Source organism: Mycobacterium sp. PTI7, from assembly GCF_056679845.1.
This window is the reverse complement of record NZ_CM155252.1, coordinates 5,587,433-5,606,496: the sequence shown is the minus strand read 5'-3', so window position 1 is coordinate 5,606,496 and position 19,064 is coordinate 5,587,433. Positions and strand designations below refer to the sequence as shown.

Sequence of the window (19,064 nt, the reverse complement as noted above, 5' to 3'; positions counted from 1 at the left end):
CGTGCGGACCGTCGAGGAACACCAGGCCGTCGTCGCCCGACTGATGACGCCACGCGCGCCGGTGGCCGTGCGGGTGTCCGAGGCGCTCGGCCTCGTGCTGGCCGCGGACGTGGTGGCGCCGCTGTCCCTGCCGAACTTCGACAACTCCGCGATGGACGGGTACGCGGTGATGGCGGACGACGTCGCCGCCGCGTCGGAGGAGTCACCGGTGACGTTGCCGGTGGCCGAGGACATCCCGGCCGGCCGCACCGACCCGCTCACCCTCGCGCCGGGCACCGCGCACCGGATCATGACCGGTGCACCGCTGCCGACCGGGGCCACCGCGATCGTGCCCGTCGAGGTCACCGACGGCGGCACCGAGACGGTGACCATCCGGCGCGCCAGCCGATCCGACCAGCACGTCCGGCACGCGGGCGAGGACGTCCAGGCGGGGACCACCGTGCTCGAGGCGGGCCAGCTGTTGAGCCCGGCCGCGCTCGGCCTGATCGCCGCGCTCGGACTCGGCGAGGTCGAGGTCGTCCCCCGGCAGCGCGTCCTGGTGATGTCGACGGGATCCGAACTGGTCAGTGCGGGCACACCCTTGGAGGAACTGCTGCCCGGGCAGATCTACGAGTCCAACGCGGTGATGCTGGCCGCCGCCGTCCGCGACGCGGGCGCCGAGGTGGTGACGGTCGCGATGACGTCCGACGACGTCGAGGTCTTCCGGTCGACGCTGCTCGAGCACGCCGCGACCGCCGACCTGATCATCACGACCGGCGGCGTGAGCGCGGGCGCCTACGAGGTGGTCAAGGACTCGCTCGGCGACGAGGTCGAGTTCGTGAAGGTGGCGATGCAGCCGGGGATGCCGCAGGGCGCGGGACGCGTCGCCGGCACCCCGATCATCACGCTGCCCGGCAACCCGGTGAGCGCGCTGGTGTCGTTCGAGGTGTTCATCCGCGGTCCCCTGCGCGCGGCGATGCGCCTGCCCGAACCGGAGCGCCGACGCCGCAGCGCCACGCTCACCGAGTCGCTGACCTCGCCGGGGGGCCGGCGGCAGTTCCGTCGCGGCGTCCTCGACGGCGACACCGTGACGAGCTACGGCCCGCCGGCCTCGCACCATCTGCGCTGGCTGGCGTCGGCGAACTGCCTGCTCGAGATCGACGAGGACGTGACCGGCGTCGCGGAGGGGTCGGCTGTACGGATTTGGGACCTCGGCTGACCAGGGCGCGACCTCGCAGCCGGTCGAATCGCTAGACTCGGGATCCCATGGCCAGACCCGCGCGACCGCCTGCGGTCGAAGACCATAGTTCAGAGCTCTCCCGATTCGTCGACCTCGTCCGGTCGACCGTTCCCCCGATCCATCCCGCCGGTCTCCCGTTCATCGCGGGCGGGCTCGGCGTGGCCGCGGTCGGCCGGCGCAACCGGCTGGTCCGCGCGGTCGGGCTCACCGCCGCCGGCGCGTGTGCCGGCTTCTTCCGCCACCCGCCGCGGGTGCCGCCGACCCGGCCCGGCCTGGTCGTCGCACCGGCCGACGGCCTGGTCACGCTGATCGACGAGGCCGTCCCGCCGGCCGAACTCAACCTGCCCGACGTCCCGATGAAGCGCGTCAGCATCTTCCTGTCGATCTTCGACGCCCACGTCCAGCGCGCGCCCGTCGCCGGCGACGTGGTCTCCGTCAAGCACCGGCCGGGCCAGTTCCAGTCGGCCGACAAGGCGTCCGCCAGCGCGGAGAACGAGCGCAACAGCGTGTGGCTGCGCACCGCCGACGGCGTCGACGTGGTCGCGGTGCAGATCGCGGGCCTCATCGCGCGCCGCATCGTGTGCTCCACCTACGCCGGCGACTCGCTCGAGCTGGGCCAGACGTACGGCCTGATCCGGTTCGGCTCGCGCCTCGACACCTTCTTCCCGGCCGACGCCGACGTCATCGTCGAACTCGGGCAGCGGGCGATCGGCGGAGAGACGCCGCTGGCGGAACTGCGATGAGACCGCACCTCAAGACGCCGCAGCTGAGCGTTCGGATCCTCCCGAGCGCGATGACCGTCGCGGCGATCTGTCTGGGCATGTCGGCGATCAAGTACGCCCTCGATCACCGGCCCACCGAGGCGATGGCGCTGCTCGCCGGCGCAGCCATCCTCGACGCACTCGACGGCCGCGCCGCCCGCATGCTGAACGCCACCTCGAAGATGGGCGAGGAGATCGACTCGCTCGCCGACGCGGTCAACTTCGGCGTCGCGCCCGCGCTGATCGTGTGGGCGACGCTGCTGCAGGAGTCGCGGATCGGTTGGATCGTGGTCCTGGTGTACGCGGTGTGCATCGTGCTGCGGCTCGCACGGTACAACGCGATGCTGCACGTCGACGGACCCGCTTACGAGAAGGAGTTCTTCACCGGCATGCCCGCCCCCGCGGGCGCCATCGGGTCGATCGGCCCGATCGCCGCGAAGCTGCAGTTCCCCGGGCCCTGGTGGGACACGCACGCCGCCGAGGCCGTGGTGATCGTCTGGATGATCGCGGTGTCGCTCCTGGTGGTCAGTGCCATCCCGATGCGCAAGGTGCACACGTTCGCGGTGTCGCCGAACATGGTCGTGCCGCTGCTCGCGGTGCTGGCCATCATGGTGGCCGCGTCCGTCCAGTACGGCTACGTCGTGATCCTGGTGCTGATCGTCGCCTACATCATTCACATCCCGTTCGCGGTCGGCACGAAGGCCTGGCTGTCCCGTCACCCCGAGGTGTGGGACGACAAACCCAAGGTGCAGCGCCAGACCCGGCGGGCCATCCGGCGCGCGCGCTCGCAGCCGCACCGGCGGTCCTCCGCTCGCCTCGGGCTGCGCCGGCCGGGCGTCGGCGGGCACGAGCCTCGCCCGCCGGAACGGTGACCGAGGTGTCGGAGTTCTCCGACGAGGCGCCGCTGACCCATCTGCGCCTGACCGCCCGCCTGAACACCTCGGCGCTGGATTCCCGGCGCGGAGTGGTGCGCCTGCATCCCGAGGTGCTCGCCGCGCTCGGCATCCGGGAGTGGGACGCGGTGTCGCTCACCGGGTCGCGCACCACCGCCGCGGTCGTCGGCATCGCCCCGGGCGGCACCCCGCCGGGGACGGCGCTGCTCGACGACGTGACGATGTCCAACGCCGGTCTGCGCGAGAGCACGACGGTGATCGTGGCCCCTGTCGCGGTGTATGGCGCGAGGTCGGTGACGCTCACCGGCTCGCGGCTGGCCAGCACGTCGGTCTCCTCGGCGACGCTGCGCCAGGCCCTGCTGGGCAAGGTGATGACGGTCGGCGACACCGTGTCGCTGCTGCCCCGAGACCTCGGCCCCGGCACGTCGACGTCGGCCGCCACGGCCGCGCTCGCGTCCTCGGTCGGCATCACCTGGACCTCCGAGCTGCTGACCGTCACCGGCGTCGACCCCACCGGACCGGTGAGCGTGCAACCCAATTCGTCGGTCACCTGGGGTGACGCGCTCACCCCCGCGACCTCCCCGCCGGGCGACTCCGACCAAGCCCAGTTCACCGTCACCACGCCCGTGCCCGCGGCCGCCGCCGCGACCATCGCGGTCGACGACCTCCGCGGTGCGCACGCCGAGGTGGGTCGCCTCACCGAGTGGCTGAAGCTCGCGCTCGACGAACCGAAATTGCTCGAAACCCTGGGCGCCAAGCCCAATCTGGGCGTCCTGGTGTCGGGTCCCGCCGGTGTCGGCAAGGCCACGCTGGTGCGCAGCGTGTGCGCGCAGCGCCGCCTGGTCGAACTCGACGGTCCCGATGTCGGCGCCCTGCGTCCCGAGGACCGATTGGCCGCGGTGTCCGCCGCGGCGGCCGAGGTGCGCGACGGCGGCGGGGTGCTGCTCGTCACCGACGTCGACGCGCTGCTGCCCGCCACCGCGGAACCGGTCGCCACCCTCATCATCGGCGAACTCCGCACCGTCGTCGCCACCCCCGGTGTCGCGTTCGTCGCGACGTCCGCGATGCCCGACGGCGTCGACGCCCGGCTGCGCGCACCGGACCTCTGCGACCGCGAACTCGGGCTGAGCCTGCCCGACGGCGGGACCCGACGCGCACTGCTCGAGGTGCTGCTGCGCGGCGTCCCGTCGGAGACCCTCGAACTGGACCGGATCGGCGAGCGCACACCGGGTTTCGTGGTCGCAGACCTCGCGGCGCTGGTACGGGAGGCGGCGCTGCGGGCGGCCGCCCGTGCGAGCGCCGACGGCAAGCCGCCCGCGTTGACCCAGGACGACTTCACCGGTGCGCTGTCGGTAATCCGGCCGCTGTCGCGATCGGCGACCGAGGAGATCTCGGTCGGGTCGGTGACCCTCGCCGACGTCGGCGACATGGTCGAGACCAAGCAGGCGCTCACCGAGGCCGTGCTGTGGCCGCTGCAGCACCCCGACACCTTCACCCGGCTCGGCGTCGACCCGCCGCGCGGCGTGCTGCTCTACGGCCCTCCCGGATGCGGCAAGACGTTCGTCGTCCGCGCGCTGGCGAGCACCGGGCGACTGTCGGTGCACGCCGTCAAGGGCGCCGAGTTGATGGACAAGTGGGTCGGCTCGTCGGAGAAGTCGGTGCGCGAGTTGTTCCGCCGCGCGCGTGATTCTGCGCCGTCCCTGGTCTTCCTCGACGAGGTGGACGCACTGGCACCCCGGCGCGGGCAGAGTTCGGATTCCGGCGTCGCCGACCGCGTGGTCGCCGCCCTGCTCACCGAACTCGACGGTATCGACCCGTTGCGCGACGTCGTGGTGCTCGGCGCCACCAACCGCCCCGACCTGATCGATCCGGCGCTGCTGCGGCCCGGCCGGCTGGAGAAGCTGGTCTTCGTCGAGCCGCCGGACGCCGACGCCCGGCGCGACATCCTGCGGACCGCGGGCAAGTCGATCCCGTTGAGTCCCGACGTCGACCTGAATGCGATCGCCGACGATCTCGACGGCTACAGCGCGGCGGATTGCGTTGCGCTGCTCCGCGAGTCGGCACTGACGGCGATGCGGCGCTCGATCGACGCCGCGGACGTGACGCTCGCCGACGTCGAGAAGGCACGCGACGCGGTCCGCCCGTCGCTCGATCCCGCCCAGGTGGCGTCGCTGCGCGCGTTCTCCGAGAACCGTTAGCGCTCGGCCAGGTCCGCCAGCCGGTTCACCGAGCCCATCAGCTTCTCGGCGGTGGTGGCCCGGGCCCGCACCATCCGCTGCTCGTCGTTCAGCCGACTCCAGTCGTAGGTGTGGGTGACCTGGGTTCGGCCGTCGCCCAGGGGTTCCAGCGTCCAGCGCCAGAGGTGCCCCGGCGGCGGCGATCCGGGTTCGGACGGACGCCAGGCGATGAGCCTGCCCTCCTCGAACTCGACCACGTGGTTCTCGCGGTCCGCGCCGAGCGTCAGCGTCGTGACGAAGACGTCGCCCACGCCGGTGACGCGCTGGCCCGGCCGGGCCGACGCCAGGTTGTCGTTGCCGTCCCACTCGGGCTGGCGGGCCGGGTCCGCGATCAGCTCGAAGATCGCCTCCGCCGGCGCCGCGACGTCGCGACTCGCGCTGACCACCTTCTCCTCGTCGATCTCCATGCCAGACATTCAACAACAGCCCCGCGATCCCGGGAGATCGGCAATACGGTCGTGGGTGACGAGCGGTCACGCGCAGCCCGTAAACTGGACGCAGTCGAAGTCACGCCATAATCAAGACGGCTGACACCCCGAAGGATCGATCGGAGTGCCATGCTCGCCATCCTCTGTGCGCATGCGGTTGCGGCCGCCATCGCGCCGGTGCTCGTGCACCGTTGGGGACGGCAGGCGTTCTACGCACTCGCGCTGGTCCCCCTCGGCTCGCTGATCTGGGTCGTCGCCAACTGGCCCGGTGCCGGCGATCAGAAGGTGCACGTCACCTGGGTGCCCGAACTGTCGATGGACATCTCGCTGCGGTTCGACGCACTGGCCGCGGTCATGAGCGTGCTGGTCCTCGGCATCGGCGCACTGGTTCTCTTCTACTGCGCCGAGTACTTCCACCACCACGACGGCCACACCGAGAAGCGACTGCCCAGCTTCGCCGCCGAGCTGACGGCGTTCTCCGGCGTCATGTTCGGCCTCGTCGTCAGCGACAACATGCTGCTGCTGTACCTGTTCTGGGAGCTGACGACGGTCCTGTCGTTCCTGCTGGTCGGGCACTATGCCGAACGAGCCACCAGTAGGCGTGCGGCCACCCAGGCGCTGCTCGTCACGACGGCCGGCGGTCTCGCGATGCTGGTCGGCATCATCATCCTGGGCGAGGTCTCCGGGACCTACCTGCTCTCCGTCCTGGTCGCGGCGCCGCCGTCGGGCACGGCCGTCACGATCGGCGTGCTGCTGATCCTCGTCGGCGCGCTGTCCAAGTCGGCGATCGTGCCCCTGCACTTCTGGCTGCCCGGCGCGATGGCCGCGCCGACACCGGTCAGCGCGTACCTGCACGCCGCGGCGATGGTGAAGGCCGGCGTCTACCTGATCGCCCGCCTGACGCCCGGGTTCGCCGACTCGCCGGGATGGCGCCCGACGGTCGTGGTCCTGGGACTGGCGACGCTGATGCTGGCGGGGTGGCGGGCCGTCCGCGAATACGACCTCAAGCTGATCCTCGCGTTCGGCACCGTCAGCCAGCTCGGCCTGATCACGATCATGGTCGGCACCGGCGGACGCGACGTGATGCTCGCCGGCCTGGCGATGCTCTGCGCCCACGCGATGTTCAAGGCCGCGCTGTTCATGGTGGTCGGCGTCATCGACCACGCCACCGGCACCCGCGACATCCGCCGGCTGGCGTGGCTCGGCGACCGCCACCGTCCGCTACTGGTCATCGGCGTAGCCGGCGCCGCAAGCATGGCCGCGCTCCCGCCCTTCTTCGGCTTCGTCGCCAAGGAAGCGGACCTCGAGACGCTCCTGCACAGTGCGTCGCTCGGATCGTCGGCGCCGTGGGTACTGGCGGGCGTCGTGTTCGGTTCGATCTTCACCACCATCTACAGCCTGCGGTTCGTCTACGGGGCCTTCGCCCGCAAGGGCAGGCCTGAGCCGAGCCAGCGCGTCGTCGAGATGCACCGGCCGCCTGCCGCCTTCCTCGTCGCCCCGGGGGCACTTGCGGCCGCAGGCCTCGTCTTCGGCATCTGGCCCACCGGCCTCGACCACGTCCTGGCCGATTACGCCGACGTCGTGCCCGGCGGCGACGACGGCTACCACCTCGCGCTCTGGCACGGCTTCACCCTGCCGCTGCTGCTGTCCGCCGTCGTCGTCGCGTCGGGCATCGCCGCCTTCTTCGCCCGCGGCCGACTGCGCCGGGTCCGGCTCGGCTACCTGCCGCTCGGCAACGCCGACCGCATCTACGACGCGGTGGTGCGCGGCACCGACATCCTCGCGGTGCGACTCACCGCGCTGACGCAGCGCGGCTCGATCCCCGCGACGCAGACCGTGATCCTGCTGACACTGGTCCTCCTGCCGGTGGCGATGCTCGTCCTGGGTGCGCGCAACCGTCCCGAGCTGGAGCTGTGGGATTCACCGCTGCAGGTGGTCGTCGGCCTGATCATCCTCGCCGCCGCGATCAGCGCCACGGTGCTGCGCAACCGGTTGGCCTCGGTGCTGGTGGTCGGCGTCACCGGCTACGGCTGCGGCGTCATCTTCGTCTTCCACGGTGCCCCCGATCTCGCGCTCACCCAATTCCTGGTCGAGACATTGACCTTGGTCATCTTCGTGCTGGTGCTCCGCACGCTGCCCGCGGAGGCCGAACGCGCCACCGTCACCCGGCACCGCCTGCCACGCGCCGCACTCGCGCTCGGCGTCGGGGCGAGCGTGACCGCGCTGGCGGTGTTCGCGATGGCCGCGCGCACCACCCGCCCGATCGCGGATCTGCTGCCCGACGCCGCCTACTACCGTGGCCACGGGTCGAACACCGTCAACGTCCTGCTCGTCGACATTCGCGCCTGGGACACCATGGGCGAGGTCTCGGTGCTGCTGGTCGCCGCCACCGGTGTCGCATCGATGGTGTTCCGCAACAGGCGATTCGGTGCGGCACCCCGGGTCTCGGATGCCGGTCAGCCAGACATCGGTCGCATCCCGATGTCCAACAGCCCCGCCGTCGGCGAGATCACCTGGCTGCGCGGCAGCGAGCTGCGCGACCCGCGCTACCGCTCGCTGGTGCTCGAGGTGGCGACGCGAATCATCTTCCCGCTCATCATGGTGCTGTCCGCGTACTTCTTCTTCGCCGGCCACAACACCCCCGGCGGCGGCTTCGCCGGGGGTTTGACGGCCGGGCTGGCGCTGGTACTGCGCTACCTCGCAGGCGGCCGGTACGAACTGGGTGAGGCACTGCCGCTGGACGCCGGCAAGGTCCTCGGCGCCGGGCTGGCACTCGCCGCCGGCACCGCGGTCACGTCGCTGTTCCTCGGCGCGCCCGTGCTGTCGTCGGCCGTCATCCAGTTCGACCTCCCGGTCCTCGGCACCGTCAAGATGGTCACCGCCCTGTTCTTCGACGCCGGCGTGTACCTGATCGTGGTCGGTCTCGTCCTGGACGTGCTGCGCAGCCTCGGGGCGCGCGTCGACGTCGAGATGGCCGAGCAACCGCAGGGGGCGAACCGGTGAACGTCACGTACCTGGTCCCCCTCATCCTGATCGGTGGCCTCACCAGTGCGGGGGTGTATCTGCTGCTCGAGCGCAACCTGACCCGGATGCTGCTGGGACTGCTGCTGGTCGGCAACGCGGTCAACCTGCTGATCCTCACCGTGGGCGGCCCGTCGGGCAACCCGCCGGTCCGCTACCGCACGTCGGGCAACGAGACCACCGAGGCGGATCCGTTGGCGCAGGGCATGATCCTCACCGCCATCGTGATCACGATGGGCGTCGCCGCGTTCGTGCTCGCGATGACCTACCGGTCCTACCGCCTCTCCCGTGAGGAAGACATCGCCAACGACATCGAGGACGCGCGCGTCTCGAAGCTGTCCGAGCGATCGGCTGCCGCGCTCGACGAAGACCTGCCCGAACATCAGCCCACCCGCGACACCGATGCGCCCGACGAACTCGACGCGCTGCCTGGACACGAGGGCTCGCGATGACCGGCATGAACGTCGCGGCGGTACTGACCCCGCTGCCGGTGCTGATCCCCACCCTGGCGGCGGCGGTGACACTGCTCGCCGGTCGCCGGCCGCGCCTGCAGCGCTCGATCACGGTTCTGTCGTTGATCGCCGTGGTCGCGGTGTGCGGCGCGCTGGTGTACTTCGCGGACCGCTACGGCACCATCGCCGTACACGTCGGCGGCTGGGGGCAGAGCGTGCCGGGCATGGGACCGCTCGGCATCACGCTCGTCGTGGACCGCCTGTCGGCGCTGATGCTCGCAGTGTCGGCGATCGTGCTGCTCGCGGTGGTGTTCTACGCCATCGGCCAGGGCATCCGAGACGGCGACGAACGTCAACCGGTGTCGATCTTCCTGCCGACCTACCTGGTGCTGTCGGCGGGCGTGTGCACCGCGTTCCTCGCCGGCGACCTGTTCAACCTGTTCGTCGGCTTCGAGGTGCTGCTGTCCGCGAGCTTCGTGCTGCTGACCATCGGTGCGAGCGCCGAGCGCGTGCGCGCGGGCATCGCCTACGTGATGGTGTCGATGGTGTCGTCGCTGATCTTCCTGATCGGCATCGCCCTCGTCTACGCCGCGACGGGCACGCTGAACATGGCCGAGCTGTCCGTGCGTCTCGACGACATCCCCGACGGCACGCGCAGCGCGCTGTTCGCGGTGCTGCTGGTCGCGTTCGGCATCAAGGCCGCCGTGTTCCCACTGTCGACGTGGCTGCCCGACTCCTACCCCACCGCACCCGCACCCGTCACGGCCGTCTTCGCGGGCCTGCTCACCAAGGTCGGCGTGTACGCGATCATCCGCGCGCACTCGCTGCTGTTCCCCGGCGGCGAACTCGACAACGTGCTGATGGTGGCGGCCCTGCTCACGATGGTGATCGGCATACTCGGCGCGCTGGCGCAGAGCGACATCAAGCGACTGCTGTCGTTCACGCTGGTCAGTCACATCGGCTACATGGTGTTCGGCATCGCGCTGTCCAACGACCTCGGCATGTCCGGCGCCATCTACTATGTGGCGCACCACATCGTCGTGCAGACCACGCTGTTCCTGGTGGTCGGACTGATCGAGCGGCAGGCCGGCGCCTCCACCATGTACCGCCTGGGCGGGCTCGCCGCCGCCAGTCCGCTCCTCGCATTCGTCTTCATCGTGCCCGCGCTGAACCTCGGTGGCATCCCGCCGTTCTCGGGCTTCATCGGAAAGGTGGCCCTGCTGGAGGCGGGAACGCAGCAGGCATCGGTGCTGGCGTGGCTGCTGGTCGGCGGCGGCGTGGTGACGAGTCTGCTGACGCTGTACGCGATGGCCCGGGTGTGGACGCAGGCGTTCTGGCGCGCTCGCGCCGACGCACCCGACGGCGAGATGTCCGCCGCCGCACCCTCGGCGCTGCTGCTCGACGACGGGGAGGACGTCGCGTTCGCCGATCGCGACGACGTCGGCAGGATGCCGGTCGGCATGCTGATCCCCACCGGGGCGCTGATCGTCGTCGGACTGGCGCTGACCGTCGCCGCCGGACCGATCTTCGCCTACGCCGAGCGGGCGGCCGACGAGGTCATCGACCGCGGCCAGTACATCTCCGCGGTGCTGAGCCCGGGAGCGACACCATGACCGCGCGCAGGACGCCGATGCGGAAGTACGCGCTGCGCGTGTGGGTCGTCTGCTGGCTGGTACTGGTGTGGGTGCTGCTGTGGGGCGACGTCTCGGCGGCCAACGTGATCGGCGGCCTCGTCGTGGCCCTCGTCGTGGTCCTGCTGCTGCCACTGCCGCCCGTGCCCATCGAGGGCAGGTTGCATCCTTTGTCGTTGCTGCGGTTGATCGTTCAGGTCGCCTACTACCTGGTGAAGTCGTCGCTGCAGGTGGCGTGGATGGCGATCCGGCCGAGCGCGTTGCCACGCTCGGCCGTCCTGCGCGCGCACCTCGCGCTGAAGTCCGACCTGGTGCTGTCGCTCGCCGTCAGTACGCTGAACCTCATCCCCGGCGGCATCGTGCTGGAGATCGACCAGACCCGCCGGTTGATCTACGTCCACGTCCTCGACGCGGGCACCGAGCGTGCGGTGCAGCGGTTCTACGCCCAGGTCGCAACGGTGGAGCGGCTGATGATCAACGCGTTCGAGCGCGAGAGGCATTGGCAGCCGTCGCCGGAGAGGGAGGCCAGCTGACATGAACGTCGTCTGGACCATCGCGGCGGTCATGCTGATCGCCGCCGCCACCGTCACGATGTACCGCATGCTGGCGGGACCGGGCACCCTGGACCGGCTGGTCGCGCTGGACACGTTCGTCGCGGTGATGATGTGCGCCATCGGGACGTGGGCCGCGTTCAGCCTCGACACCACGGTCACCTACAGCCTGACGGCGCTGGCATTGATCAGCTTCGTCGGATCGGTGAGCGTCGCGCGCTTCCGGGTGCGGGACCGCGACGAACGGACCGACACGTGAGCACCGCACTCGACGTCCTGGCCGCCTTCCTGGTGCTGGCCGGATCCACGTTCGCGCTGACGGCGGCGATCGGCGTCGTCCGCTTCCCCGACACCCTGTCGCGCATGCACTCGGCCACCAAGCCGCAGGTGCTCGGTCTGCTGCTGGTGCTGGCCGGCGCCGCCATCCGGCTGCGCGGGCATGCCGACGTCGGCATGGTGATCCTCACGGGCCTGTTCACGATCATCACCGCACCCGTGATCGCCAACCGCGTCGGGCAACTCGCCTACCGGGAGCAGAGCTTTCGCAACGACCTGCTGACCCGCGACGAGATGGCCGACGAGCCGAAGGACTAGTCCGGCCCGTCGGCCAGTTCGAACTCGATCATCGCGGCGACGGTCTCGACGGCGTCGCGCAGGGCGTCCAGTCGCGCGCTCGCCGAGGGTGCCGCCAGCACGGAGTACCGGTCGGCCTCACCCATCGGGACGCGAGACGCCAACGCGTACAGCCGCTTTCCGGCGTCGTCGCCGGGTTCGGGCTCGCCGAGCAGGTCGCGCTTCGGGGGCAGCGTCGCGTCGCGGGCCGCCGCGATGCGCTCGAACAGCGACATCAGCCGGTCCTCGACGTCGATGATCTCGTCGCCGGCCACGGGCCTGCCGGCCTCGTCGGGCCACGGCTCGACGGCGGCGCGCGGGTACGGATCGTCGTCGTGCCACTGTGCCACCCGGATGCGCTCGCGCATCTCGCAGGCGATGCGGTAGTGGCCGTCGCCGAAGTCCTCGGCCGACACGATGTGGGCAAGGGTGCCGACGTCGAGGCGCGCGTCCCCGCCGCCGACCTCGCGGCCCGCGGCGATCAGGACGACGCCGAACGGCTTCTCCTGCTCCAGGCAGTCCCGCACCAGTGCGCCATAGCGCGGTTCGAAGATGCGCAGCGGCAGGTCCTCACCCGGGAGCCGCACGGACTCCAGCGGGAACATCGGCACCACCGTGCCAATCCCCGGGTCGCTTCGCTCCTGCCCGCCGGCCATCACAGCACCAACTCGGACACCAGCGCATCGACCACGGCCCGCAGATCGCCGTCATGCTCCTCGGCCACCCGGCGCTGTCGCTGATAGGACGCGCCGGTGGCGTAGATGTCGGCGACCTGCCGGAGTTCGTCTGCGCAGCCGAGTGATTGGGCGACGGGTTCGAGGCGGTTCAGGATGTCGTCGAGGTCCTCGGTGACCAGGCGCTCGTTGCTGTCCTCGTCGAGGATGATCACGGCGTCGAGCCCGTACCGCGCGGCGCGCCACTTGTTCTCCTGCACGTGCCACGGCGGCATGGTGGGGAGGTGCTCACCCGCGTCGAGCCGGCGGTCGAGGTCGACGATCAGGCAGTGCGTCAGCGCCACCAGCGCACCGAGTTCGGCGATGTTGGAGATCCCGTCGAAGATGCGCACCTCGATGGTCCCGAGATGCGGGGACGGCCTGATGTCCCAGCGGATCTCGTTCATGTGATCGATGATGCCGGTCTTCTTCTGGTCGTGGACGAACTGCTCGAACTGCGACCATTCCTGGAAGTGGAAGGGCAGACCCGCCGTGGGCAGCTGCTGGAACATCATCGCGCGGTTGCTGGCGTAGCCGGTGTCGCCACCGGCCCAGTACGGCGACGACGACGACAGCGCCAGCAGGTGGGGGTACTGGTTGAGCAGTGAGGTGATGATCGGCATCACCTTGTGCGCCGACGAGACACCGACGTGGACGTGCACGCCCCAGATCAACATCTGGCGGCCCCACCACTGGGTGCGCTTGATCAGCTCCGCGTACCGCGGCGCGTCGGTCAACTGCTCGGCCGACCACTCCGCGAACGGATGCGTGCCCGCGCAGAACAACTCCATGCCGCGGGCCCGCACGATGCGGCGGGCGGGTGCGAGTGTGGCGCGCAGATCGTCCATCGCCTCGGCCGAGTTGTCACAGATGCCGGTGACGACCTCGACGGTGTTGCGCAGCAATTCCTTGTGCACGTGCGGACTCTCGCCGATCTCGGCGATCACCGCGGAGGCCTCGTTGCTCAGCTCACGGGTCTCGGGATCGACGAGGGCGAACTCCCACTCGACGCCGATGGTCGGCCGGGGTGACCCGGCGAAGTCGATGCGCTGCGGCCTGACCGGAGCCTTACTGGCCGGAGATGACACCGCACGCCACGCGCTTGCCCGCGTCACCGGTCGACATGGTCATCTCGTCGGGGCCGGGCGTGCCGTTCACCTGCTGGTAGCGCTCCGGCGGGATGTTGGCGAAGTTGTCGGCCTTCTCGTGGATGATGATGGCCGTCTTCTGGCCGGCCTCGAGATCGGCGGCGGTGAAGGCGTCGGTGGTGGTCACCTGCATCGCGGAGCCGTCCTCGCGGACCTGCAGTGAGGAGAGGTCGCCGCTGGCGGGGTGTCCGCTGTGGCCGCCGACCTGGAAGTGGCCGCCGGCGGAGTTGAAGTCGCCGGGCGCGCCGCCGGTCGGGGCGACCGAGCTGGCCTCGCACTTGCCCACCGAGTGGATGTGCATGCCGTGGAAGCCGGGCGTCAGCTGACCGGGTGCGGTGGTCTGGACGGTGACGGTCGCGTGGCCGTCGGCGAAGACGAACTCCGCGGTCGCGACGGTGGTGCCGTCGGGCGACTTGATGTCGGCCATCAGCGTCTCACCGGAGGCAGCCTCGGACTCGCCGCCCTCGGCGCCGGGGGAGGGATTCGGCGAGCCGGTCCACACGGCGGGCGTGGTGCCGGGTTCGCTGGACACGGGCTCGTTCGGTGCACACGCGGCCGCGATCGGGACGACGAGCGCCGCGGCGGCGATCAGGCGAAGCGGGGTCGAGATCGGCATGCGCCAAGCCTAGCCGGTGACCACCACGACGACGCCGGGCGGTTGCTCGGCGAGTGCGGGCAGCCGGGGCTCGACCGGGGCGGCCAGCAGCCTGCCGACCTCGTCGGCGGATTCCCGCTCGCCCGGTGCCTCGCCGAAGTAGACGGTGGTGGCCGGCACGCCCTCGAGGGTGAGGTTGCCGGTCTCGGTGACGTTCCAGTCGGCGTCGCGCAGACGGGTGGCGACGCCCTCGGCCGCGCCGGGGACCTCGGAGACGTTGAACACCCGGACCTCGGCCCGTGCGGCTCCCGGTTCCTCGGACGGCGCGGGGCTCGAGGTGGCGGTGGAGGTGGCCACGGCCGACGACGACGAGCTGCTGTCGGAGTCGGAATCCGACCCGATCGACTGGAAGCCGACCAGCAGGAACACGACGCCGAGGAACAGCAGCACCATGACCATGGCGCGCAGTGGCAGCCCGGAGGATTCTCGCTGGTTCATCGCTCCCACTGTATTACGAGGCGGTTTCCGGACTCCGGGGCCCGAACCGACTAGGTGACGTCGAAGCCGAGCTTGCGTGCCGCGCGGGCCTTCTGCCGGCTGGCCCGCAGCCGGCGCAGGCGCTTGACCAGCATGGGGTCGGCGGCGAGGGCCTCCGGGCGGTCGACGAGGGCGTTCAGTACCTGGTAGTAGCGGGTGGCCGACATCGAGAAGAGTTCCTTGATGGCGTCCTCCTTGGACCCCGCGTACTTCCACCACTGTCGCTCGAAGGCGAGGATGTCGTGTTCCCGGCGGGTGAGGCCGTCGGTGAGTTCGGAATCGTCCCCGGATTGGCCAGTCCGCGCGATGGCGCCGTCCATTTCGCTCTCAGGACCCTTCCGACAGTCTTCGAATTCGCACCATTGCGGGACATTCCACTTGGTTTCGGCGATATTCAACCACGGGGATCGGTGTTGAGCCGTGACCCTTACCCGCGAGTCGGCTGACTTAGGATTGCCGGTCATGGCCGTCGTACCGATCCGCATCGTGGGAGATCCCGTCCTACACACTGCGACCACTCCCGTACCCGTCGACGCCGACGGCAGACTGCCCGAGGACGTCACCGCACTCATCGCCGACCTCTACGACACGATGGACGCGGCGCACGGAGTCGGATTGGCCGCCAACCAGATCGGCGTGTCGGCGCGGGTGTTCGTCTACGACTGCGCCGATGACCGCGGCAAGACGACGCGGCGGCGCGGCGTGGTGGTGAACCCGGTGCTCGAGACGTCCGAGGTGCCCGAGACCATGCCCGACCCCGAGGACGACGACGAGGGCTGCCTGTCGGTGCCCGGGGAGTCGTTCCCCACCGGCCGGGCCAGCTGGTCGCGGGTCACCGGGCTCGACGCCGACGGCACGCCCATCACGCTGGAGGGGACGGGCCTGTTCGCCCGCATGCTGCAGCACGAGACGGGCCACCTCGACGGGTTCACCTACCTGGACCGGCTCGTCGGCAGGCATGCGCGCGCGGCCAAGCGCAGCGTCAAGTCGCACGGGTGGGGCGTGCCGGGGCAGACGTGGATGCCCGGCGAGGATCCAGACCCGTTCGGCCACTGACCGTGTTGCCGCCCGCCGGCACCAGGGTCAGCCTGCGCTACCGATTGCCTGCCGGTTCGGTGCCGCCGCACACTGACGTCGTCGGCCACGTCGTCTCCTCGGCGCCCCTGGTCGAGGTGCGCACCCGCCACGGCGACGTGGTCGCGATCGCCGTCGAGGACGTCCTCGCGGTGCGGGTGGTGCCGGAGATGCCGGTCCGGACGTCGCAGATCCGCAACCTCGAGCACGCCGCGGCGCTGGCGTGGCCAGGTGCAGAACACGAGTGGCTGCACGGCTGGCTGCTCCGCTTCGGCGGTGGCCACACCCGGCGGGCCAACTCGGCGGTGCCGCTGGAGGCGTGGGCCTCGCCGGCCACGCTGCCCGCGATCGCCGACTGGTACGCCGCTCGTGGCGCGCCGGCCCTGATCGCGGCCCCCGACCGGCTCCTCCGCCTTCCCGAGGGGATCCCGGCGGACGGCGAGAACGTGGTGATGACGGCCGAGCCGTCTCCTGCCGCATCGCCGGCGGGGGTGACGATCGCGGCGCGGCCGGATTCGGCGTGGCGGGAGGTGAACCGCCGGAACGTGCCCGACGACGTGCTCGGAGCGGTCGTCGACGGCGAGGTGGCCTTCGCCACGGTGCCGGGGGTCGCGGCCGCGCGGGGTGCGGTCACCGCGGCGCCCGACGGCACCCGCTGGGTGGGCCTGAGCGCCGTCCACGTGTCCGACCACGCACGCCGGCGCGGGTCCGGGCGGGCGATCTGCGAGGCGCTGCTGGCGTGGGGCGCCGACCGCGGCGCCACCCGGGCGTACGTCCAGGTGCTCGCCGACAACGTGGCGGCGAGGACCCTCTACGAGGCCATGGGGTTCCGCACCCAGCACCGCTCCCGCTACGTCGACGCCAGTAGCCTCTAGCGCATGCGGATCGCCACCTGGAACGTCAACTCGATCCGCTCCCGCATCGACCGGGTCACCGACTGGCTCCAGCGCGCCGACGTGGACGTGCTCGCCATGCAGGAGACCAAGTGCAAGGACGACCAGTTCCCCACGATGCCGTTCGCGGCGCTGGGCTACGAGGTCGTGCACACGGGGGTCAGCCAGTGGAACGGCGTCGCGATCGCGTCGCGCGTGGGCATCGACGACGTCGCGGTCGGCTTCGACGGGCAGCCCATGTGGGACGACGCGTCGGAGGCCAGGGCGCTGGGCGCGACGTGCGGCGGGGTGCGGGTGTGGAGCCTGTACGTGCCGAACGGGCGGACCGTCGACTCGCCGCACTACGACTACAAGCTGGAATGGCTTGCGGCGCTCGACCGGACGGCCTCCGGTTGGCTGGCCGACGATCCCGACCTGCCGATCGCACTGGTGGGTGACTGGAACATCGCGCCCACCGACGAGGACGTGTGGGACGTCGAGGTGTTCGCCCACAGCACGCACGTCACCGAGCGCGAGCGCGCGGCGTTCCACGCGATCGAGTCCCGCTTCGCAGACGTCGTCCGGCCGTACACGCCCGGCCCCGGTACGTACACCTACTGGGACTACACGCAGTTGCGGTTCCCGAAGCGCCAGGGCATGCGGATCGACTTCGTCCTGGGCTCCCCCGCCCTGGCCGCGCGCGTCACGCACGCCGAGATCGCACGTGACGAGCGCAAGCCGGGCAAGAAGGGCACCCCCGCGCCGAGCGACCACGCGCCCGTCGTGGTCGACCTGGACTGACCGGTCAGCGTCGACCGGCCAGCGCCGTCGGCTGCGCCTCGGGGTGGGCGTCGGGCTGTGGTGCGTGCTCACTGGTGACGAGTTCGCTCGACGGCTCGCGTACCAGCGTGATCAGTGCGGCGATCGCCAGGCTGGCGAGCATGGTGGCCGGCACCAGGAACGCCATCTCACCGAACCGCTGCTGCAGCAGTCCGCCGAACACGGCACCCGCGGTCAGGCCCGCCCACAGCGGACCCTGGATCCAGAACGACGGTGCCGGCTTGTGCAGCACGAGGTTCGCCAGCCCCGCGCCGAACCGGACGATGGTGCCGGTCACGTAGGTCAGGGCCATGCTGCGTCCGGCCTCGTCCTGCAGCGTGGCGTTCTGCAGACCCAGCGCCAGCACGATCGGATAGACGTGCCAGGGAAATGCTTCGGGGCCCATCGGCATGAAGGTTCCGCCGACCAGCAGCGAGGCCTGGATGGTCAGGAGTGTCACCAGGCGCCACCGTCCCGACCACGCGGCGATCAGCGTGCCGAGGAAGGCGCCGACGCAGAAGGTGGCGATCACGCCGCCGAAGCGGGCGACGCCCACCCAGTCCGCTGAACTCGCGGCCTCGCCGAACCGCGTCGTGTTGCCGCTCATGAACGAGAGGAAGAGCTGGGAGTACTGCATGAAGCCGATGGCGTCGGCGGTGCCCGCGGTCAGCGCCAGGGCGACGGCGAATCGGTTTCGCGTCCGCTTGTCGGCGGGAAAACCCTTGTCGGGCATGGGCGAGGGTCCTTCGTACGGTCTCGAGCGTGGTTGAGGTCGGATTCAGCCGGACACGATGTCGGGCTGAGAGCGTCGCGGCGCACATATGTCCATGGCGACGCCGCCAGACCGACATTGCGTCCGGCGTGCGATGCGGATCAGCGGCCGATCGGTGGGATGGAGCCCCACGCGCCGTACGGCCCGTTCTGCGCCCCGGCGTTGGGGGCGGGGACCACGAAGCCGTCGACGCCCTGCGGGCCGAGGCAGCGCGAGGTCGAGACCGCGGAGGTGCAGGGATCGACGGCCGATGCGGCGGGCGCGGTGGCCAGTCCGCCGATCGCGATGCCGGCGCCGGCGATCAACGGGAGGGCGATGAGCTTGAACGACATGATGTTCGGTCCTTTCCTTCAGATGTGACGGGTGGGGGTGGGTCAGCGGCCGATCGGGGGGATGGAGCCCCACATGCCGTAGGGGCCGTTCTGGGCCCCGGCGTTGGGGGCGGGGACCACGAAGCCGTCGACGCCCTGCGGGCCGAGGCAGCGCGAGGTCGAGACCGCGGAGGTGCAGGGGTCGACGGCAGCGGCGGTGGGGGCCACCATCAGCCCCATCGCGATGCCCGCGCCGGCGACGAACGGGATGGTGAGCAACTTGATCTTCATGAGGTACGTCTCTCTCTTCGATGGGTGTGACGGCTACTACTCATGCCGTGCAACGCCTTTCGAGAGCGAGATGCATTCGTGGTAGCTACTCGAGATTTACCCGGCGCGTCGACGCAGCGAAACTGAC

Annotated in this window: 22 protein-coding genes; 13 read left to right on the top strand and 9 right to left on the bottom strand. The window is 70.7% G+C overall.

From position 1 onward, the window contains the following. Nucleotide 1 precedes the first annotated feature (1 nt). From moeA to AC1MEY_RS26930, 4 genes are read left to right on the top strand one after another with little or no spacing between them, the layout of a single operon-like run. Nucleotides 2-1,198 (top strand): molybdopterin molybdotransferase MoeA, encoded by a 1,197-nt coding sequence (gene moeA / locus AC1MEY_RS26945; protein WP_480228389.1) that lies wholly within the window; start codon nt 2-4, stop codon nt 1,196-1,198. Between the two features lie 47 nt (nt 1,199-1,245). Further along, the gene (locus AC1MEY_RS26940) at nt 1,246-1,962 is read left to right on the top strand and encodes a phosphatidylserine decarboxylase (protein ID WP_480228388.1); all 717 of its coding nucleotides are present in this window, start codon (nt 1,246-1,248) and stop codon (nt 1,960-1,962) included. After that, nucleotides 1,959-2,852, top strand: coding sequence for a CDP-diacylglycerol--serine O-phosphatidyltransferase (pssA, locus tag AC1MEY_RS26935; protein ID WP_480228387.1), 894 nt, complete (start codon nt 1,959-1,961; stop codon nt 2,850-2,852). The genes AC1MEY_RS26940 and pssA overlap by 4 nt, the downstream gene beginning before the upstream one ends. Nucleotides 2,853-2,857: 5 nt before the next feature. Then, nucleotides 2,858-5,071: an AAA family ATPase gene (locus AC1MEY_RS26930; RefSeq protein ID WP_480231694.1), complete on the top strand. Its 2,214-nt coding sequence runs from the start codon at nt 2,858-2,860 to the stop codon at nt 5,069-5,071. Here AC1MEY_RS26930 and AC1MEY_RS26925 read toward each other — a convergent pair. Beyond that, on the bottom strand, nt 5,068-5,517 hold the full coding sequence (locus tag AC1MEY_RS26925; protein ID WP_480228386.1) for an SRPBCC family protein: 450 nt from the start codon (nt 5,515-5,517) through the stop codon (nt 5,068-5,070). The two genes, AC1MEY_RS26930 and AC1MEY_RS26925, sit on opposite strands and share 4 nt — an antisense overlap. 150 nt (nt 5,518-5,667) lie before the next feature. On the opposite strand from AC1MEY_RS26925, the gene AC1MEY_RS26920 reads away from it, so the two are divergent. From AC1MEY_RS26920 to mnhG, 6 genes are read left to right on the top strand one after another with little or no spacing between them, the layout of a single operon-like run. After that, nucleotides 5,668-8,541 carry a Na+/H+ antiporter subunit A gene (locus tag AC1MEY_RS26920; protein ID WP_480228385.1) on the top strand — a complete coding sequence of 958 codons (2,874 nt, stop codon included), beginning with the start codon at nt 5,668-5,670 and terminating at the stop codon, nt 8,539-8,541. Further along, complete coding sequence (locus AC1MEY_RS26915) at nt 8,538-9,011, top strand: Na(+)/H(+) antiporter subunit C (protein ID WP_480228384.1); 474 nt, start codon at nt 8,538-8,540, stop codon at nt 9,009-9,011. The genes AC1MEY_RS26920 and AC1MEY_RS26915 overlap by 4 nt, the downstream gene beginning before the upstream one ends. Before the next feature lie 5 nt (nt 9,012-9,016). Next, complete coding sequence (locus AC1MEY_RS26910; RefSeq protein WP_480231693.1) at nt 9,017-10,624, top strand: Na+/H+ antiporter subunit D; 1,608 nt, start codon at nt 9,017-9,019, stop codon at nt 10,622-10,624. Beyond that, on the top strand, nt 10,621-11,175 hold the full coding sequence (locus AC1MEY_RS26905; RefSeq protein ID WP_480228383.1) for a Na+/H+ antiporter subunit E: 555 nt from the start codon (nt 10,621-10,623) through the stop codon (nt 11,173-11,175). Before AC1MEY_RS26910 ends, AC1MEY_RS26905 begins: the two co-directional genes overlap by 4 nt. Nucleotide 11,176: 1 nt before the next feature. Continuing rightward, complete coding sequence (locus AC1MEY_RS26900) at nt 11,177-11,452, top strand: monovalent cation/H+ antiporter complex subunit F (protein WP_480228382.1); 276 nt, start codon at nt 11,177-11,179, stop codon at nt 11,450-11,452. Then, nucleotides 11,449-11,787 (top strand): monovalent cation/H(+) antiporter subunit G, encoded by a 339-nt coding sequence (mnhG, locus tag AC1MEY_RS26895; protein ID WP_480228381.1) that lies wholly within the window; start codon nt 11,449-11,451, stop codon nt 11,785-11,787. Before AC1MEY_RS26900 ends, mnhG begins: the two co-directional genes overlap by 4 nt. Here mnhG and AC1MEY_RS26890 read toward each other — a convergent pair. The 5 genes from AC1MEY_RS26890 to AC1MEY_RS26870 are packed head-to-tail and all read right to left on the bottom strand — an operon-like array spanning nt 11,784 to nt 15,118. After that, nucleotides 11,784-12,410 carry an LON peptidase substrate-binding domain-containing protein gene (locus tag AC1MEY_RS26890; protein WP_480228380.1) on the bottom strand — a complete coding sequence of 209 codons (627 nt, stop codon included), beginning with the start codon at nt 12,408-12,410 and terminating at the stop codon, nt 11,784-11,786. The two genes, mnhG and AC1MEY_RS26890, sit on opposite strands and share 4 nt — an antisense overlap. 50 nt (nt 12,411-12,460) lie before the next feature. Beyond that, nucleotides 12,461-13,606: a glutamate--cysteine ligase gene (locus tag AC1MEY_RS26885; protein ID WP_480231692.1), complete on the bottom strand. Its 1,146-nt coding sequence runs from the start codon at nt 13,604-13,606 to the stop codon at nt 12,461-12,463. Continuing rightward, entirely contained in the window at nt 13,587-14,282 is a 696-nt protein-coding gene (sodC, locus tag AC1MEY_RS26880; RefSeq protein ID WP_480228379.1) for a superoxide dismutase[Cu-Zn], read from the bottom strand. Before sodC ends, AC1MEY_RS26885 begins: the two co-directional genes overlap by 20 nt. Nucleotides 14,283-14,291: 9 nt before the next feature. After that, complete coding sequence (locus AC1MEY_RS26875) at nt 14,292-14,759, bottom strand: LytR C-terminal domain-containing protein (protein WP_480228378.1); 468 nt, start codon at nt 14,757-14,759, stop codon at nt 14,292-14,294. 50 nt (nt 14,760-14,809) lie between these two features. Then, nucleotides 14,810-15,118 (bottom strand): DUF3263 domain-containing protein, encoded by a 309-nt coding sequence (locus tag AC1MEY_RS26870; RefSeq protein WP_480228377.1) that lies wholly within the window; start codon nt 15,116-15,118, stop codon nt 14,810-14,812. A 142-nt stretch (nt 15,119-15,260) separates the two neighbouring features. Here AC1MEY_RS26870 and AC1MEY_RS26865 point away from each other — a divergent pair, with 142 nt between their 5' ends. Genes AC1MEY_RS26865 through AC1MEY_RS26855 form a run of 3 tightly spaced genes read left to right on the top strand, consistent with a single transcriptional unit; the run spans nt 15,261 to nt 17,545 of the window. Beyond that, a complete protein-coding gene (locus AC1MEY_RS26865; RefSeq protein ID WP_480228376.1) occupies nt 15,261-15,854 on the top strand; it encodes a peptide deformylase in 594 nt (197 codons plus the stop codon). Next, nucleotides 15,851-16,747, top strand: coding sequence for an N-acetylglutamate synthase, CG3035 family (locus AC1MEY_RS26860; RefSeq protein ID WP_480231691.1), 897 nt, complete (start codon nt 15,851-15,853; stop codon nt 16,745-16,747). The genes AC1MEY_RS26865 and AC1MEY_RS26860 overlap by 4 nt, the downstream gene beginning before the upstream one ends. Nucleotides 16,748-16,750: 3 nt before the next feature. After that, complete coding sequence (locus AC1MEY_RS26855; protein ID WP_480228375.1) at nt 16,751-17,545, top strand: exodeoxyribonuclease III; 795 nt, start codon at nt 16,751-16,753, stop codon at nt 17,543-17,545. Nucleotides 17,546-17,549: 4 nt separating this feature from the next. Here AC1MEY_RS26855 and AC1MEY_RS26850 read toward each other — a convergent pair whose 3' ends face one another. The 3 genes from AC1MEY_RS26850 to AC1MEY_RS26840 form a co-directional block, all read right to left on the bottom strand. Further along, entirely contained in the window at nt 17,550-18,296 is a 747-nt protein-coding gene (locus tag AC1MEY_RS26850; RefSeq protein ID WP_480228374.1) for a YoaK family protein, read from the bottom strand. Nucleotides 18,297-18,436: 140 nt separating this feature from the next. Then, a complete protein-coding gene (locus AC1MEY_RS26845; RefSeq protein WP_480228373.1) occupies nt 18,437-18,667 on the bottom strand; it encodes a hypothetical protein in 231 nt (76 codons plus the stop codon). Nucleotides 18,668-18,709: 42 nt separating this feature from the next. After that, a complete protein-coding gene (locus AC1MEY_RS26840) occupies nt 18,710-18,937 on the bottom strand; it encodes a hypothetical protein (RefSeq protein ID WP_480228372.1) in 228 nt (75 codons plus the stop codon). Nucleotides 18,938-19,064 lie beyond the last annotated feature (127 nt).

Bases quoted from the DNA above. Each gene is read 5' to 3' on its own strand.
- AC1MEY_RS26870 (WP_480228377.1), bottom strand. From the start codon at position 15,118: ATGGACGGCGCCATCGCGCGGACTGGCCAATCCGGGGACGATTCCGAA.
- AC1MEY_RS26865 (WP_480228376.1), top strand. From the start codon at position 15,261: ATGGCCGTCGTACCGATCCGCATCGTGGGAGATCCCGTCCTACACACT.
- sodC (WP_480228379.1), bottom strand. From the start codon at position 14,282: ATGCCGATCTCGACCCCGCTTCGCCTGATCGCCGCCGCGGCGCTCGTC.
- AC1MEY_RS26855 (WP_480228375.1), top strand. From the start codon at position 16,751: ATGCGGATCGCCACCTGGAACGTCAACTCGATCCGCTCCCGCATCGAC.
- AC1MEY_RS26940 (WP_480228388.1), top strand. From the start codon at position 1,246: ATGGCCAGACCCGCGCGACCGCCTGCGGTCGAAGACCATAGTTCAGAG.
- AC1MEY_RS26900 (WP_480228382.1), top strand. From the start codon at position 11,177: ATGAACGTCGTCTGGACCATCGCGGCGGTCATGCTGATCGCCGCCGCC.
- AC1MEY_RS26910 (WP_480231693.1), top strand. From the start codon at position 9,017: ATGAACGTCGCGGCGGTACTGACCCCGCTGCCGGTGCTGATCCCCACC.
- AC1MEY_RS26850 (WP_480228374.1), bottom strand. From the start codon at position 18,296: ATGCCCGACAAGGGTTTTCCCGCCGACAAGCGGACGCGAAACCGATTC.
- AC1MEY_RS26925 (WP_480228386.1), bottom strand. From the start codon at position 5,517: ATGGAGATCGACGAGGAGAAGGTGGTCAGCGCGAGTCGCGACGTCGCG.
- AC1MEY_RS26840 (WP_480228372.1), bottom strand. From the start codon at position 18,937: ATGAAGATCAAGTTGCTCACCATCCCGTTCGTCGCCGGCGCGGGCATC.
- AC1MEY_RS26920 (WP_480228385.1), top strand. From the start codon at position 5,668: ATGCTCGCCATCCTCTGTGCGCATGCGGTTGCGGCCGCCATCGCGCCG.
- AC1MEY_RS26890 (WP_480228380.1), bottom strand. From the start codon at position 12,410: ATGTTCCCGCTGGAGTCCGTGCGGCTCCCGGGTGAGGACCTGCCGCTG.
- AC1MEY_RS26845 (WP_480228373.1), bottom strand. From the start codon at position 18,667: ATGTCGTTCAAGCTCATCGCCCTCCCGTTGATCGCCGGCGCCGGCATC.
- pssA (WP_480228387.1), top strand. From the start codon at position 1,959: ATGAGACCGCACCTCAAGACGCCGCAGCTGAGCGTTCGGATCCTCCCG.
- AC1MEY_RS26875 (WP_480228378.1), bottom strand. From the start codon at position 14,759: ATGAACCAGCGAGAATCCTCCGGGCTGCCACTGCGCGCCATGGTCATG.
- AC1MEY_RS26905 (WP_480228383.1), top strand. From the start codon at position 10,621: ATGACCGCGCGCAGGACGCCGATGCGGAAGTACGCGCTGCGCGTGTGG.